Annotated in this window: 16 protein-coding genes; 10 read left to right on the forward strand and 6 right to left on the reverse strand. The window is 65.0% G+C overall.

Features of this window, described 5'->3' with window-relative positions:
• Together ACXJL8_RS14245 and hemC are read left to right on the forward strand one after the other, a co-directional pair.
• Positions 1-1,318 (forward strand): GMC family oxidoreductase (locus tag ACXJL8_RS14245; RefSeq protein ID WP_456685130.1); only part of this gene is annotated, 1,318 nt, incomplete at its 5' end.
• A 25-nt stretch (positions 1,319-1,343) separates the two neighbouring features.
• Positions 1,344-2,324 carry a hydroxymethylbilane synthase gene (hemC, locus tag ACXJL8_RS14250; RefSeq protein ID WP_456620374.1) on the forward strand — a complete coding sequence of 327 codons (981 nt, stop codon included), beginning with the start codon at positions 1,344-1,346 and terminating at the stop codon, positions 2,322-2,324.
• Positions 2,325-2,502: 178 nt separating this feature from the next.
• On the opposite strand, the gene hemE is transcribed toward hemC, so the two are convergent.
• Positions 2,503-3,537 (reverse strand): uroporphyrinogen decarboxylase, encoded by a 1,035-nt coding sequence (gene hemE / locus ACXJL8_RS14255; protein ID WP_456685131.1) that lies wholly within the window; start codon positions 3,535-3,537, stop codon positions 2,503-2,505.
• Between the two features lie 106 nt (positions 3,538-3,643).
• Between hemE and ACXJL8_RS14260 the strand changes: the two genes are divergently transcribed.
• Entirely contained in the window at positions 3,644-3,865 is a 222-nt protein-coding gene (locus tag ACXJL8_RS14260; protein ID WP_456620376.1) for a hypothetical protein, read from the forward strand.
• A 217-nt stretch (positions 3,866-4,082) separates the two neighbouring features.
• Positions 4,083-5,987, forward strand: coding sequence for a diguanylate cyclase (locus ACXJL8_RS14265; RefSeq protein ID WP_456620377.1), 1,905 nt, complete (start codon positions 4,083-4,085; stop codon positions 5,985-5,987).
• A gap of 9 nt (positions 5,988-5,996) precedes the next feature.
• Here ACXJL8_RS14265 and ACXJL8_RS14270 read toward each other — a convergent pair whose 3' ends face one another.
• Both ACXJL8_RS14270 and trhO read right to left on the reverse strand, forming a co-directional pair.
• The gene (locus tag ACXJL8_RS14270) at positions 5,997-6,215 is read right to left on the reverse strand and encodes a SlyX family protein (protein ID WP_456620378.1); all 219 of its coding nucleotides are present in this window, start codon (positions 6,213-6,215) and stop codon (positions 5,997-5,999) included.
• Positions 6,205-6,957 (reverse strand): oxygen-dependent tRNA uridine(34) hydroxylase TrhO, encoded by a 753-nt coding sequence (gene trhO, locus ACXJL8_RS14275; protein WP_456685132.1) that lies wholly within the window; start codon positions 6,955-6,957, stop codon positions 6,205-6,207. The genes ACXJL8_RS14270 and trhO overlap by 11 nt, the downstream gene beginning before the upstream one ends.
• A gap of 222 nt (positions 6,958-7,179) precedes the next feature.
• Here trhO and ggt point away from each other — a divergent pair, with 222 nt between their 5' ends.
• Both ggt and ACXJL8_RS14285 read left to right on the forward strand, forming a co-directional pair.
• Positions 7,180-8,766 carry a gamma-glutamyltransferase gene (ggt, locus tag ACXJL8_RS14280; RefSeq protein ID WP_456620380.1) on the forward strand — a complete coding sequence of 529 codons (1,587 nt, stop codon included), beginning with the start codon at positions 7,180-7,182 and terminating at the stop codon, positions 8,764-8,766.
• Between the two features lie 70 nt (positions 8,767-8,836).
• Positions 8,837-9,301, forward strand: a complete 465-nt coding sequence (locus ACXJL8_RS14285; protein ID WP_456620381.1) for an FKBP-type peptidyl-prolyl cis-trans isomerase — start codon at positions 8,837-8,839, stop codon at positions 9,299-9,301.
• Between the two features lie 151 nt (positions 9,302-9,452).
• On the opposite strand, the gene ACXJL8_RS14290 is transcribed toward ACXJL8_RS14285, so the two are convergent.
• Positions 9,453-9,671: a CsbD family protein gene (locus ACXJL8_RS14290; RefSeq protein ID WP_456620382.1), complete on the reverse strand. Its 219-nt coding sequence runs from the start codon at positions 9,669-9,671 to the stop codon at positions 9,453-9,455.
• Positions 9,672-9,797: 126 nt separating this feature from the next.
• On the opposite strand from ACXJL8_RS14290, the gene ACXJL8_RS14295 reads away from it, so the two are divergent.
• The 3 genes from ACXJL8_RS14295 to ACXJL8_RS14305 all read left to right on the forward strand — a co-directional run bounded on the left by ACXJL8_RS14295 (position 9,798) and on the right by ACXJL8_RS14305 (position 11,404).
• Positions 9,798-10,310 (forward strand): cupin domain-containing protein, encoded by a 513-nt coding sequence (locus ACXJL8_RS14295; protein WP_456620383.1) that lies wholly within the window; start codon positions 9,798-9,800, stop codon positions 10,308-10,310.
• Between the two features lie 132 nt (positions 10,311-10,442).
• Positions 10,443-10,871 (forward strand): VOC family protein, encoded by a 429-nt coding sequence (locus tag ACXJL8_RS14300; RefSeq protein WP_456620384.1) that lies wholly within the window; start codon positions 10,443-10,445, stop codon positions 10,869-10,871.
• Between the two features lie 44 nt (positions 10,872-10,915).
• Positions 10,916-11,404 (forward strand): VOC family protein, encoded by a 489-nt coding sequence (locus tag ACXJL8_RS14305; RefSeq protein WP_456620385.1) that lies wholly within the window; start codon positions 10,916-10,918, stop codon positions 11,402-11,404.
• A gap of 194 nt (positions 11,405-11,598) precedes the next feature.
• Here the strand turns inward: ACXJL8_RS14305 and ACXJL8_RS14310 are convergent, their stop codons facing one another.
• Together ACXJL8_RS14310 and ACXJL8_RS14315 are read right to left on the reverse strand one after the other, a co-directional pair.
• Positions 11,599-12,723, reverse strand: a complete 1,125-nt coding sequence (locus ACXJL8_RS14310) for a hypothetical protein (RefSeq protein WP_456620386.1) — start codon at positions 12,721-12,723, stop codon at positions 11,599-11,601.
• Positions 12,724-12,725: 2 nt separating this feature from the next.
• Complete coding sequence (locus tag ACXJL8_RS14315) at positions 12,726-13,427, reverse strand: FecR family protein (protein ID WP_456685133.1); 702 nt, start codon at positions 13,425-13,427, stop codon at positions 12,726-12,728.
• Between the two features lie 51 nt (positions 13,428-13,478).
• On the opposite strand from ACXJL8_RS14315, the gene ACXJL8_RS14320 reads away from it, so the two are divergent.
• The gene (locus ACXJL8_RS14320) at positions 13,479-14,909 is read left to right on the forward strand and encodes a phospholipid carrier-dependent glycosyltransferase (protein ID WP_456620388.1); all 1,431 of its coding nucleotides are present in this window, start codon (positions 13,479-13,481) and stop codon (positions 14,907-14,909) included.
• The last annotated feature ends 134 nt before the right edge of the window (positions 14,910-15,043 follow it).

Below are 15,043 nucleotides of genomic sequence, written 5' to 3' on the forward strand. Positions count from 1 at the left end.
GCTCTATGTCCGCGGCCAGCACGAGGACTATGACCGCTGGCGCCAGCTCGGCAACACCGGCTGGGGCTACGACGACGTGCTGCCCTATTTCAAGAAGGCCGAGAACCAGTCGCGCGGCGCCGATCAATATCACGGCACCGGCGGCCCGCTGCCGGTCTCCAACATGATCGTGACCGATCCGCTGTCGAAGGCTTTCATGGATGCCGCGGTCGAAACCGGTCTGCCCTACAATCCGGATTTCAACGGCGCCACGCAGGAAGGCGTCGGCCTGTTCCAGACCACGACACGCAACGGCCGTCGCGCCTCGACGTCGGTGGCCTATCTCGGCCCCGCGAAGGCGCGGGGCAATCTCAAGGTCGAGACCGAGGCGCTCGGCCAGCGCGTGCTGTTCGAGGGACGCCGCGCCGTCGGCGTCGAGTACCGGCAGGGCGCAACCGTGCGCCGCGCTCGTGCGCGCAAGGAGATCGTGCTGTCGAGCGGCGCCTACAACTCGCCACAGCTCTTGCAGCTCTCCGGTGTCGGTCCCGCCGATCTGCTGCGCAAGCACGGCATCGATGTGGTGCTGGACGCGAAAGGCGTCGGCCACGATCTTCAGGACCACATGCAGGTCCGCATCGTCATGCGCTGCTCGCAGAAGATCACGCTCAACGACACCGTCAACAATCCGATCCGCCGTACGCTCGCCGGCGCGCGCTATGCGCTGTTCCGGAAAGGCTGGCTGACGATCGCGGCCGGCACCGCGGGCGCCTTCTTCAAGACCAGCCCGCGGCTGGCATCGCCGGACATCCAGGTCCACTTCCTGCCGTTCTCGACCGACAAGATGGGCGAGAAGCTGCACGATTTTTCCGGCTTCACCGCGTCGATCTGCCAGCTCCGTCCCGAAAGCCGCGGCACCTTGCGCATCAAAAGCGCGGACCCGACGGTCCCGCCGGAGATCCGCATCAACTATATGTCGACCGAGACCGATCGCACCACCAACGTCGAAGCCTTGAAGATCCTGCGCAAGATCCTGAACGCGCCGGCGCTGAAGCCGTTCGTGGTCAACGAGGTCGATCCCGGTGCGAAGGTATCGACGGATGCTGAGCTGCTGGATTACTGCCGCGAGCGCGGCAGCACCATCTACCATCCGACCTCGACCTGTCGTATGGGCAATGACGCGCTCGCGGTGGTGGACCAACGGCTGAAGGTGAGGGGGCTCGAGGGCCTTCGCGTCGTTGACGGCTCGGTCATGCCGGACCTCGTGTCGGGGAATACCAATGCGCCGATCATCATGATCGCCGAAAAGGCCTCCGACATGATATTGGAGGATGCGCGGTAAATCCGTGCTTCGAAAGGACAAGAGCTTGGCTACACGACTTCGGATCGGCACACGCAAGAGCGCGATGGCGCTGGCACAGACGGAAGAGATCGCGCGCCGCCTGACCGCCGCCGTGCCCGATATCGAGGTCGAGATCGTCAAGTTCGACACCACGGGCGATCTCGACCAGACCAGCAAGCTGTTGCCCCACGGCGGCAAGGGCGGCGCCTTCGTGGCGCAGATCCGCGCCGCCGTGCTGTCGGGTGAGCTACAGGCGGCGATGCATTCGCTGAAGGACATGCCGGGCAACGAGGACACGCCCGGCCTCGTCATCGGCGCGACGCTGTCGCGCGATCCGGCCAGCGACGCGCTGGTGCTGCGCGACGGCGTGACCCTGGAGGCGCTGCGCCAGTCGCGCGGCAAGGGTTTTAAAGTTGGCACCAACGCCGTGCGCCGCGCGGCCTATGCGCGGCGACTATTTCCCGAGATAGAGGTGATCCACTTCCGCGGCGCGGCCGACACGCGCGTGCGAAAGCTCGACAATGGCGAGAAGCAGCGCCTGCCCGACGGCGGCGCCGTCGGACCGGCCGATGCATTGATCATGGCGCGCTCGGGCCTCGACCGCGTCGGCCTTTCGAGCCGCATCGCCTATGAATTCTCCGCGGCGGAGATGCTGCCGGCGGCAGGGCAGGGCATCGTCGCCGTCGAATGCGCGGCGCAGGACTGGCAGACCCGGCAGATCCTCTCCGCGATCGACGATCCCGCTGCCCACGCCTCTGCCGATGCCGAACGCGAGGTGCTTTGGGTGCTGAACGGCCACTGCAATTCGCCGGTGGCGGGCTTCTCGACCATCGCTGGCGATCAGATGTCGCTGACCGCATCCGTGCTCGACCTCTCCGGCAACACCATCATCGAGGCCTCGCGCACCGGCGCCGCCAACCGCCCGCGTGAGCTCGGTCGTGCGGTGGGTCTCGATCTGCTGACGAAGGGCGCTGCCGAGATCATCGAGCGCAGCCGGCCGCGCTAGCCTGCCGCAAAGCGATCATCGGTGCGATCATGTAGTTTTGCGCCTGTTTTGCCCGACGTGTCAAACGTCTCCGCTGCGGGGACTCAAGTCATGTCGGACGAAATTCTTCAATGATTTGTACTGTGCATGGGGTTGTTTGCGCGTTTTTTGTTTTTCCGCTCCCCAGGGGCGAAATAAATCACCCCCGCACGCGCTTCAGCATCTGCTCGACATGGGCGATCGGCGTTTCCGGCTGGATGCCGTGGCCGAGATTGAAGATCAGCCGTCCTGCCGCGAAGTTGGCCAGCACGTTGTCGACCGCGCGGTCGAGCGCTGCGCCACCGGTAATGAGCACCAGCGGATCGAGATTGCCCTGCACCGCGACGCGTGTTTGCACGCGCTCGCGGATGAAGGCGGGCTCCGCGGTCCAGTCGATGCTGACGGCGTTGACGCCGGTCGCCTCGACGTAACCCGGCAATTGCGCGCCGGCGCCGCGCGGAAATCCGATGATCCTGGCGTCCGGCACCTTGGCGCGCACGCCTTCGACGATGCGCCGCGTCGGCTCGACCGACCAGCGCGCGAACTCGGMCGGCGGCAATACGCCCGCCCAGGTGTCGAAGATCTGCAAGGCGTCGGCGCCGGCGGCGAGCTGCGCCAGCAGATACTCGATCGAATTCTCGACCAGCACGTCGATGATTGTCGCAAACGCCTCCGGATGCCGGTAGGCCATCATCCGCGCCGGTGCCTGATCGGGGGTGCCGTGGCCAGCGACCATGTAGGTCGCGACCGTCCACGGCGCGCCGCAGAAGCCGATCAACGCGGTCTTGGGATCAAGTGCGCCGCGCACGATCCGCAACGCCTCGAACACCGGCGCGAGTTTCGTGAAGTCGGCGCGGGGCGCCAGCGTCGCGACCTTGGCCGGATCATCCAGCGGTTCCAGCCGCGGCCCTTCGCCGACCTCGAAGCGCACCGAGCGGCCGAGCGCATAGGGGATCACCAGGATGTCGGAGAAGATGATCGCGGCGTCGAAGCCGAACCTTCGGATCGGCTGCAGCGTGACTTCGGCGGCAAGCTCCGGATTGAAGCAGAGATCGAGGAATCCGCCGGCCTTCGCCCGCACCTCGCGATATTCCGGCAGGTAGCGGCCTGCCTGCCGCATCATCCACGCGGGAGGGGTGGCCTGCCGTTGGCCGGAGAGCACGTCGATGAAGGGCGTTGTCGCAGACTGGGGCACGAATGGTCCTGAGCAAGGTTACGGCTCCTGATACACCGCCGTGGCCTTCAGCGGAACAGGGGAACAAGCGCAATTGGGCCGCGTTGACCAACCAATGGAGGAGATCATGGCTGAGACGTTCAATCCCGCGCCGCATGACAAGCACGCCGTCGATCCGCACGAGGCGCAAGCCGCCGACCGTGAGATTCACACCAAGCTCGATGCCGGACTGGTGGACAGCTTTCCCGCGTCCGATCCCGTAAGCGCCGCCCAGCCGACGCCATCGAAGGCCGACGCGGAGGCGGACAGCCCGTCGCTGTGGGACAAGGTTAAGGCCATCTTCAGCTAGCGGCGATCTTCGACCAAGGCTTGCTTCAACCAAGGCTTGCTTCAACAAGGTTTGACGCGCCGTTTCCGATAGGTTCGATAATGTCTTGTTAGCGATCCGCGGACGCTTGCGTCCGTAGGACTACGGGAAACGGTGATATCGCGCCGAATCTCGGCGGCAATTTCAGAGTTCCATAACAGAAGCGGCAGAATTTCCGACCATCGGAGAATTCTGTCGCATGAACTTCGCCTCCCAGAGAACCGGATGGAGCCGCCTGCCGTTACGGGCGGCGGCGTTCGTCGTGCTGACCTGCGCGACCATCCTGGGCGTCAGCGGCTGGCGCGAATGGGCTGCGCGCGACGCGGTGCTCAGAGGCGCCGAGACCGAGATGGCGAACGTCGCCCGCTCGCTGACGCAGCACGCCGAGGACAGCCTCGACCTGTTGGATTCCGGTGTTGTCGGCGTCGTCAGCCGGCTCGAGATGGACGGCACCGAGCCGGCCACGATCGCCAAGCTGCGCAAGCTCCTGGAGGTGCGCAAGAAGGCGATGGAGCGCGTCCACAGCCTCGCCATCATCGACGATCAGGGTAACTGGCTGACCTTGCCCGGAACGATTGCTTCGACGCTCAGCGATGACGCTTTCTTCCGTCATCATCAGCTCTCGCCGAAGCGTGAGGCCCATGTCGGCCACCCCGTGAAAAGCCAACTGGATGGCGAATGGGTCGTGACCCTGTCCCGCCGCTTCAACAAGCCGGACGGCAGCTTCGGCGGCGTGGTGCTCGCGACCATCAGCTCCAGCTACCTCTCGCATTTCTACGAGCAGTTCGAGATCGGCCGCAACAGCTCCGTGGCGCTGACACATGGCGACGGCCTGATCGTCGCGCGCTACCCGAGCAACGAGAAATTCGTCGGACGCAGCGTCGCCGACAAGCCGCTGTTCCGCGACGCAAGCCTGCAACAGCCCGGCGGAGCCTATCATTTCAAGTCGCCGCTGGATGGTGCCGAGCGCGTCAGCTTCTTCAAGCGCAGCAGCCGTTACCCTCTTGTCCTGCTCGCCACCGTCGACAAGGCGGAGCTGCTGGCGCCCTGGCGCGCGGCGGCGATATCCCGCATGCTCTACGTGCTCGCGCTGGTCATTCTGATCGCAGTGATCGGGGCCGTGCTGGTGCGTCAGTTGCAACGCGGCCAGCGCATGGCCGCCGCGCTGGTCGAGAAGGAAGCTCATTTCCGCCTGCTCGCCGAGGGCTCCAGCGACATGGTGACCCGCATCGGGCTCGACGAGCGGCTGCGCTATGTCTCGCCCTCGTCGGTCCGCGTCGTTGGCTGGCGCGCCAACCAGCTGATCGGGACGCCGGCGCTCGCAGGCATCAACCCGGACGACCGGCCGCAAGTCCAGGCGATCGTCGATGCCATGAAGCGTGGCGAGACGGAGGAGGCGCGCGTCACCTACCGAAACACGCACCGGCAGAATGGCGAAGTCTGGCTCGAATCGACCATGCGGGTGACGCGCAAGGACAACGGCAACGTCGACGGCGTGGTGGCGATCTCGCGCGACATCACCGAGCAGAAGAAGCTGGAGACCAGGCTCGAGATGCTCGCGATCGAGGACAGCCTCACCGGACTCGCCAATCGCCGCCGCCTGGACGAGCGTCTGAAGGAGGAATGGGCGCGCGCCTATCGCGACCGTTCGAGCCTCAGCCTGCTGATGATCGACGTCGATCATTTCAAGGCCTACAACGACGAATACGGCCATCCCGCCGGCGACGCCTGCCTGCGCGTGATCGCCAAGGTCATCGCGGCCGAGATGCAGCGTGCAGGCGATCTGGCGGCGCGCTATGGCGGCGAGGAATTCGCCATGTTGCTGCCGAACACCGATGCCGCGGGTTGCGCGCGAATTGGCGGGCGGATCCGCCGGGCGATCCGCGAGGCCGGGCTCGTCCATACCTCAAATCACGCGTCGGGCTGCGTTACGGCTTCGCTTGGCGGTGCGACTTGCCGGCCGGCGCTGGAGCGCACCGCAGGCGTGACGTCGCTGATCGAGGCTGCGGATCAGGCGCTCTACGCCGCGAAGGAGGCCGGGCGCGACCGCCTGATGATGTCGGGCGAGGTGACCAGCCTGCTGCCGAAGGCGTCGGGCCTGTAATTCCCGGCCTCAATAATGCGGCGGGCGCTCGTTGGCGGGTCCCGGCGCATTCGCTTCGGCCTCCTGGAGACGTTCGGCGAACTGCGCGACCTGCCGCGTCAGCGCGTCGATCTGCTTCCATTGCGCCGTGATGGTCTGATTCAGGGTTTCGATGGTGTCGTCCTGATAGGCCAGCCGCGCCTCCAGCGTGTCGATGCGCTCGCTGAGCGTCCTGATCTCATTCGTCACGGCMGTGCCCCTTTTCCCGTTCGCGCAGACCATGGCCGAGCGCGACGCGCTCGTCGAACACGAAGCATTCGCCGCGCCAGCGGCTTTGCGCCTCCGGCACCTGTTCCAGATATCTGAGGATGCCGCCCTTGAGGTGATAGACCTCTGCAAAGCCGCGCGCGAGCAGATGCGCGCTCGCCTTTTCGCAGCGGATGCCGCCGGTGCAGAACATCGCGATCCTGCGGTGCTTGGCGGGGTCGAGCTGTTCTGCCGCAAAGTCCTTGAACTGGCCAAAGCTCTTGATGCCGGGATCGACCGCGCCCTCGAACGTGCCCATCGCCACTTCGAAGGCGTTGCGGGTGTCGAGTAGCAGCGTATCGGGCGCCGCGATCAACGCATTCCATTCGGCCGCATCGACATAGGTGCCGACCCGGTCCGTCGGATCGGCAGCCGCGTCGCCAAGCGTGACGATCTCCTTCTTCAGCCGCACCTTGAGCCGGCCGAACGGCATGGACCCGGCGGTCGAGAATTTCAATTCGAGATTGTCGAGCCTGCCGCCAAACATGTCGCCGTGCATGAGCTCGTGGGCGAATGCGTCGATCGCAGCGGGCGGGCCTGCAATCGTGCCGTTGATGCCCTCCCGGGCCAGCAGCACGCTGCCCTTCAGCGCCAGGCGCGCGCAGAACGCACGCAGCGGCTCGCGCAGCTCGCGGTAATCGGGCAGGGCGGCGAATTGGTAGAAGGCGGCGACCTTGGTGATCATGGCGGCTCGTTTAGCAGGCGGCCGCCGCCCAGAAAACCCGCATCGGCGACGCCCACGAACGGTCATACGCCCAGCGGATGGCAGCCATTTCCCTGGTATGCCAGCATTGCCCGGGCGGGCCGGAATGTGCCATGAAGGCTCGGTTTTTCGAGAGGGCGCGACATGCGCGTCCCAAGACTTCGCCTAGCGGCCCAAGAGGGCTTAACGAGAGCAAGAATTCGCATGAGAAACTTCCATTTCCCCGGCAGGTCCACGGTCCACGCCACCAACGCGATGGTCGCGACCTCGCATCCGCAGGCCTCGCTGGCCGCGATCGAGGTGCTGCGCGAGGGCGGCACGGCGGTGGACGCGGCGGTGGCGGGCTCGGCGCTGCTAAGCGTGATCGAGCCGCAATCGACCGGCATCGGCGGCGACTGCTTTGCGCTGATCCAGCCGCGCGGCGAAGGCAAGATCACCGCCTATAACGGCTCCGGCCGCGCGCCCAAGGCTGCGAACGCCGACTGGTATCTCGAACGCAAGATCAATTCCGTGCCGCTGACCTCGGCGCACGCGGTCTCGATCCCCGGCGTGATCGATGCCTTCGCAACCGTGCTGCGCGATCACGGCAAGTTCGGCTTCGACCGGCTGCTGCAGCCCGCGATCAAGGCGGCCGAAGAAGGCTATGTCGTCGCGCCCCGCATCGCCTTCGACTGGAAGAACCAGTTCGAGAAGCTGAAGGGTGGCACCAACACCCAGCGCTATTTGCTGCCGGGCGGCAAGCCGCCGGTCGCCGGCGACGTCATCCGCCAAGCCGAGCTCGGCAAGACGCTCCGCGCGATCGCCAAGGACGGCCGCGACGCCTTCTACAAGGGCGCGGTCGCGGAGGACATGGTCGAGACCCTGCGCGGCATCGGCGGCCTGCATACGCTCGACGATTTCGCCGCGCACACCACCGAGACGACGACGCCGATCGGGACGATGTACAAGGGCTACGACGTCTGGCAGTGCCCGCCGAACGGCCCCGGCGTCACCGCGCTGTTGATGCTCAACATCCTGTCGCGCTTCGATCTGACCAAGTACGCTCCCCTCAGCGTCGAGCGCTTCCACCTCGAGGCGGAGGCCGCGCGCATCGCCTACATGAATCGCGAGATGCACGTCGCCTCCCCCGAGCACATGAAGATCAACGTCGCCGAGATGCTCGAGAAGGGCTTTGCCGACGAGTACATCAGCAAGATCCGCATGGACGGCATGCTCGACCTGCCGAATGTCGCGCCGCCGATGAATCCTTCGACCATCTACATCACGGTCGTCGACAAGGACCGCAACGTCTGCTCGTTCATCAACTCGGTCGCGCATTCCTTCGGCTCGGCGATCGTCGCGAACAAGACCGGCGTCCTGTTCCAGAACCGCGCCGGCGGCTTCCGCATCCAGCCCGGTCATCCCAACTGCATCGAAGGCGGCAAGCGCCCGCTGCACACGATCATGCCGGGCCTGCTCACCAAGGGCGGCCGTTCCACGATGTCGTTCGCGGTGATGGGCGGCCAGTACCAGCCGACCGGCCAGACCCATCTCCTGACCAACATCCTCGACTATGGCTGCGACGTGCAGGAGGCGATCGACATGCCGCGCGGCCTGCACTACGAGGGCCAGTATCAGCTCGAGGACAGCGTGCCGGCTGATATCGTCGAGGGCCTGAAGAAGCTCGGCCACAAGACCACCAGTGTGGTCGGCCCGCTCGGCGGCGCCCAGGCGATCTGGATCGATTGGGACAAGGGTACGCTGACCGGCGGTTCCGATCCGCGCAAGGACGGCTGCGCGCTGGGCTACTAAGCCGGCCCGAGGGCTGGAAACCACACCTTCGTTGCGCTAGACACCTCCCGCCTCAAACGGAAGGTGTCTTATGCAGCGTTTCCAGCGTGTGCTCCTCGCCATCATGTCGGCACTCGCGATCACCGTGATCGGCGGCGTGTCCGATTTCGTTTCCACCACGGCCTCGGCCCAGACCGCAGGAAAGACCATGACCACAGCTTCAGGCTTGCAAGTAATCGACAGCGTCCCCGGCACCGGTGCCTCGCCAAAGCCCGGCCAGATCTGCGTGATGCACTACACCGGCTGGCTCTATGAGAACGGCCAGAAGGGCAAGAAATTCGACTCGTCGGTCGACCGCAACGAGCCGTTCGAGTTTCCGATCGGCAGGGGCCGCGTCATCGCCGGCTGGGACGAGGGCGTTGCCTCGATGAAGGTCGGCGGCAAGCGCACGCTGATCATCCCGCCGCAGCTCGGCTACGGCGCGCGCGGCGCCGGCGGCGTGATCCCGCCGAACGCGACGCTGATGTTCGACGTGGAATTGCTCGCGGTGAAGTGACGCGCAGCGTCATTCCGGGATGGTCCGAAGGACCAGACCCGGAATCTCGAGATCCCGGGTTCGATGCTGCGCATCGCCCCGGGATGACGGAGCAAGACAAACAAAAAGACCGGCCCTGCGGCCGGTCTTTTCGCTTTCAGTGCTACGCGCGTTACTCCGCCGCGCGTCGTGCCGCAGCCGCAGCGCGATCAATCGCTTCCTTCGCGGCGTCCTTGGCATCGCCCATGGCCTGCTGGCCCTTGCCCTTCACCTCCTGGACAACGCCTTCGCCCTTCAGACGATCGGAACCGGTGGCTTCGCCGATGCCTTGCTTGGCCTTGCCCATCGCCTCGTTGGCAGTGCCCTTGATCTTGTCGCTCGTGCTACCCATGAAACTCTCCTTCCAGTTCTATCGCAGGGGCAACACTGGACGCGTGCGAGGGTTCCTTTTTTGGTCTGGCTTGACGCTGCGGCTTTGGTTAGTTTGCCGCGCATGGAACCAACAGAAAGCAAGATCATGACGGGCCATGACCACACGCATTCCCACCATGCACACGATCATGACGATCGCTGGAAGAATGATGGCGTGCGCGTCATTCCCGGCAACCAGCTCGATTCCAACGTGCCGTCGACGCCGGGCATGGACCGCAAGGCCGCGATCAATTTCGCGCGCGTGGGTGCGCAGAAATTGTGGGCGGGCACGGTCAGCATCAAGCCGGACGCCAAGACCGGCGCGCATCATCACGGCCATCTTGAAAGCATCATCTATGTGGTGAAGGGCAAGGCGCGGATGCGCTGGGGCGAAAATCTCCAGTTCACCGCGGAAGCCGGCCCCGGCGATTTCATCTACGTGCCGCCTTATGTCCCGCACCAGGAGATCAACGCCAGCCCCGACGAGGTGCTGGAATGCGTGCTGGTGCGCAGCGACGGCGAGGCGGTCGCGATCAATCTCGACATCGAGCCGGTCGAGAAGCCCGAGACGGTGCTGTGGATCGACCCCGTCCACCGGGACCCGAACGAGACGAAGTAAGGCTGCCGGAAAGCCATGGGGTTCTGTGCGACAGAACCACGCAGGCCGGAGCCTTAAAAAATAATCGGAAGCCGTGTCGGATGGCTGCTTGCCCGTCCGTCCTTGGGCAGAACCCCGCCCAAGGAGCTTCCGATGCCCAAGATGATCTTCGTCAACCTGCCGGTGACCGACCTCAAGCGCGCCACGGCCTTTTATGAGGCGGTCGGCGCGGTCAGGAACCCGCAGTTCTGCGACGATACGGCGAGCTGCATGGTCTTCTCCGAGACCATTTTCGCCATGCTTCTGACCCACGACAAATTCCGCCAGTTCACGCCCAAGCCGATCGCGGACGCCAAGACCTCGAACCAGGTGCTGCTCTGCCTGTCGGCCGACAGCCGCGACGAAGTCGAYGCCATCGTCGGCAAGGCCGAGGTCGCGGGCGGGGTGGCCGATCCCGGCCCGAAGGATGAGTACAGCTTCATGTACGGCCGCAGCTTCGAGGATCCGGATGGCCATATGTGGGGTGTGAATTGGATGGACATGGCAGCCTTCGCCGCGCAGTCCGACATGGCGAACGCCTGATCGAAAATCCGAGAGCATTGAAAACCTGAAGAGGAGCGGTCTCCATGTCCAAGCTCGTGCCCTGCATGTGGTTCAACGGCGATGCCGAGGAAGCCGCAAAGTTCTACGTCTCGCTCGTGCCGAATTCCGAGATCACGCACGTTCAGCGCAACGTTTCGGACGGCCCGTCCGGCAAGGAGGGCTCCGTGCTGGTCGTCGAGTTCACGGTGGCCGGACAGCCGCTGGTCGCGCTCAACGGCGGCATGAAGGTGGAATATACCCACGCGATCTCGCTGATGATCCATTGCGACGATCAGGCCCAGGTCGACAGCGTCTGGAGCGCGTTCCTTGCTCATGGCGGCAAGGAGCAGCAGTGCGGCTGGATCAGCGATCGCTGGGGCGTGTCCTGGCAGGTCGTGCCGAAGGTGATGTTCGAATTCCTGTCGAGCTCCGACAAGGCCGCCGCCGCGCGCGCGATGCAGGCCATGATGAAGATGGTGAAGCTGGACGTCGAAACCTTGCGCCGCGCGTTCGAGGGTAAGTCGGCGGCGTGAAGTGCATGCTCGCTCCACATACTCACTGTCATCGCCCGGCTTGACCGGGCGATCCAGTACTCCGAGACGGTAGTGATTGAACCGATAGGCCGCGGCGTACTGGATGCCCAGCCGGAGCCTGTCATCGGGCTCGCCGAAGGCGAGACCCGGTGGCGGGGCATGACAGCGGAGGTTGGGGCGGGCAAACCCCCGCGCTAATAATTAATCCGCAGCCCCAGGCCGCCGTGGATGGTGTTCCCCACTGGCTGCGGGCCGAGCGTGCCGTTGGCGAAGACGTCCACGATCCAGCCCTTGGACACGCGGAAGCCGAGCCGGCCGCCATATTCGAACCAGCCCTGGTTGCCCATCGTCGGCACCACCACGCCGTCACCGGTCACGGTGGCGACGATGCCGCTGTGGCTGGCGAACGACTGCACCCAGCCGCCGTTGATGTTGGCTTCGATATTGCTGCCGTAGAGATGGGTCCACTGGCCGCCGATCTTGACCAGGCTGGTGCGGTCGGTGCCGGTCGCAATCGTGGCGTCGAACGGATTGAATGCCACCGCACTGTCGCTATATCCGGACACGCGCTGCCAGAGCTGCCAGACCTCGATCGAGGCCGCAACCTCGTCGCGGGGTGACAGACGGTTCATCCAGCCGGCGCGGCCATAGACGGCGTAGTTCGAAGCGTTGGTCGAGCCCGTCACGCTCACCGGGCCGAGGCTGGTGTTGTAATTCCTTGTATAGCGCGCCTTCTCCCACGGCGTCAGGATCGTGCCGACGTCGAAGAACGGGCGCGACGAACCCCAGTCGGTGAAGTCATAGCGCAGCGCGAACGCGCCGATCGGCGCGCTGGTGATGTTGTAGCCGCCCTCGCTGTACTGCGTGTAGGCGATGCCGGCGAGCAGCGACAGATTGTTGGTCAGTTCCTTGCGGCCGTGAATGCCGGCCGAGAACGAGCCGGCCGAGCCGAACGCGCTGATGCAGTCGCTGCAATTGACCTGCTCGTTGACGCCGAGCAGCACCGTGCCGAGCACCCGGTTGGTGATCATCTGGTTGAAGCGCTGGTCGGCGAGGCCGCCGACCGAATTGCCGCTGGAATCGGCGCCTGTCGGGCCGGTGCTCGCGCTTGGAGCAGGCGACGGGTAAGGCGACGGATAAGGATTCGGCGTGGCTGCGGGCGTGCCGGTCGACGTGGGCGTCGGCGAGCAATTTGTCTCGCAATCGGTCAGGGTTAGGGTCGCGGCCGAGGCCGGCTGCACACCCCATGTCAGTGTCACGATGGCCATGGCCATCAGCGCGGCGGCAGGAAGCTGGTCGCGGATGCGGAGCGTTGCCATCATCAGCGCCCACACAGCATGCCGTCGTCATTGACGGCGGGCGTGATGGTCGGTCGGGCGTCTGCATATTGGGTGACCGAGCACAGCCCGGCATTCGCGGCGCAAGTCCCGGCAAACGTCCAGGGCGGCGTGTTGGTCTTGGTGATGCCGACCTTGCCGCCGGTCGAGGTGATGATTGCGGTGTCGCCGGGCTGGGTCAGCTGCACGCACTGAAAGCTCAGCGTGCAGACGCTGGCCGCGCCGTCCTGAAGCACGACGACGGAGCGGCCGCGCTGCGAGAGGATGTCGAGCGTGGTGCCGCGCACGCCGATGGTCGCGAGCGGCGTCGTGATCTTGTAGGCGGTCTTCTCCGAATGTCCGGTGACGAAACGGAATGCGCCGGTGGTCATGCGGATCGCGACGTCGCGATAGCTGTGCTCGTCGTTGAAGACGGTGCGGTCGAGCTTCAGCGTTGCACTCGGTCCGAGCGACAAATTGGTGCTGTCGGCCATGACGAAGCGCGCCGCGCTGTCGGCGCCGGTGCGCACGGTCTCGTCGCGCAGCATGCTGTCGCCGACATTGATCGGCGTCGCGGTCGCGGCCACGCGCACCACTTCGTTCTGAATCACGACGGCTTCGCCGACGCGCGTCTGCGCCTGTGCGCCAGACGCCGCGCACAATGYGGCCGAGAGCAGTGTTGGGAAAAGCCAGAAACGCAAATTCATTTCGCAACCGATCGATGTGTCCCTGATCGTACCGGATCGCGCGTGCTTCTGATGTGGCGAAATTATCACAAGCGGCGCGAGACCTGCGCTATGCTTAGTGACAGTTGCGGCGGAATGCGTTCAATGAAAAGCGCCATCCTTGTTTTTCTCCGCGGTGAAGCAGATTTGCCACGCAAAGCATCCCCACAACAGCCGCTTGAAATGCCTGCGGTTCCGAAAGTGTCGCAGAGTGCAGTGATCGCTGTCGCGATTTTCCTGGTCACCCATCTCGCGCTGCTGATCGGACTGACGACACCGGAGAAATTCGTGTTCGACGAGGTGCATTACGTGCCGGCGGCCCGGCAGATGCTTGGCACCGTGGCGTCGCAGCCGGTGCTCAATCCGATGCATCCGCCGCTGGCGAAGGAGCTGATCGCGGCCTCCATCGCGACCTTCGGCGACAACGCGCTGGGCTGGCGCTATCCCGCAACGCTGTTCGGCGCGCTGGCGATCGTGGCGATCTATCTGTGCGGCCTCGCGCTGTTCGCCGCGCAGGGGCCGGCGGTCGCCGCAGCACTGATCGCGGCCTGCAACCAGATGCTCTACGTGCAGGCGCGCATCGCGATGCTCGATATCTTCGCGCTCGGTTTCGGCCTGTTTGCCACCGCCGCCTTCATGCACGGTTTTCGAAGAGAGCGCCCGCATGCGCTGTTCGCGCTCTCGGGCGCCCTGTTCGGCTGTGCTGCCGCCTGCAAATGGAGCGGGCTGTTTCCGCTCGGCGTCTGCATCGTCATCGTCGCGGTGGTCCGCCTGATGCAGGGCTGGCGCACGCTGTTTGCCGATGCGAGGCCGGGCGACTGGTATCGTCCCGACCTCTGGCCGGATTTCCGCGCGCAGCATGTCGCGCTCTGCTTCGCAGCCCTGCCGGCGGTGACCTATCTCGCGACCTTCGTTCCGCTCTACGGGCTGTCGCCATCGGATCTGATCGAGGCGCAGCGCCGGATCTTCGCCGACAACACCACCACCGCGATCGCCGGCCACACCTATATGAGCTCATGGCCGTCCTGGCCGTTCCTGGCGCGCCCGGTATGGTTCCTGTTCGACAAGACGGCGGAAGATCGCATTGCCGCGATCGTCTTCCTCGGCAATCCCCTGGTGCTGTGGCCAGCGCTGCTTGCGCTCGCCGTGGTGTTGCGCGACGTCGTCGTCACGCGGCGATGGGATGCATTCCTGATCGCGTCGTTCTACTGCGGGCCCTATTTCGCCTGGGCGCTGCTGCCGCGCACGCTTGGCTTCATCTATTACTACCTGCCGGCCGCAACGGCCGCATCGCTTGCGCTCGTCTATGTCCTGCGGCGCGGACGTCTGCCGCGCTGGGCGCTATGGGCCTACGTCGCGGTCGCCGCCATCGGCTTCGTCGCGATGCTGCCGATCTCCGCAGCCTTCATCGGGACCTCGATGCCGATGTTCAATCGGCTGATGCTGTTTCAGAGCTGGATTTAAGTGCCCGCTGGCGTGCACATGCCGGGCCTGTGAACCGATTTTTCTTGCTTGAATCAATCAAGGCGTGTGGACTGGCCGGCATCATCGGAATCGGAGAGTTGTCAGGTGAGCATGGAGGACCGCATCTCCAGACC

The sequence above is a fragment of the Bradyrhizobium sp. P5_C11_2 genome (assembly GCF_054049755.1).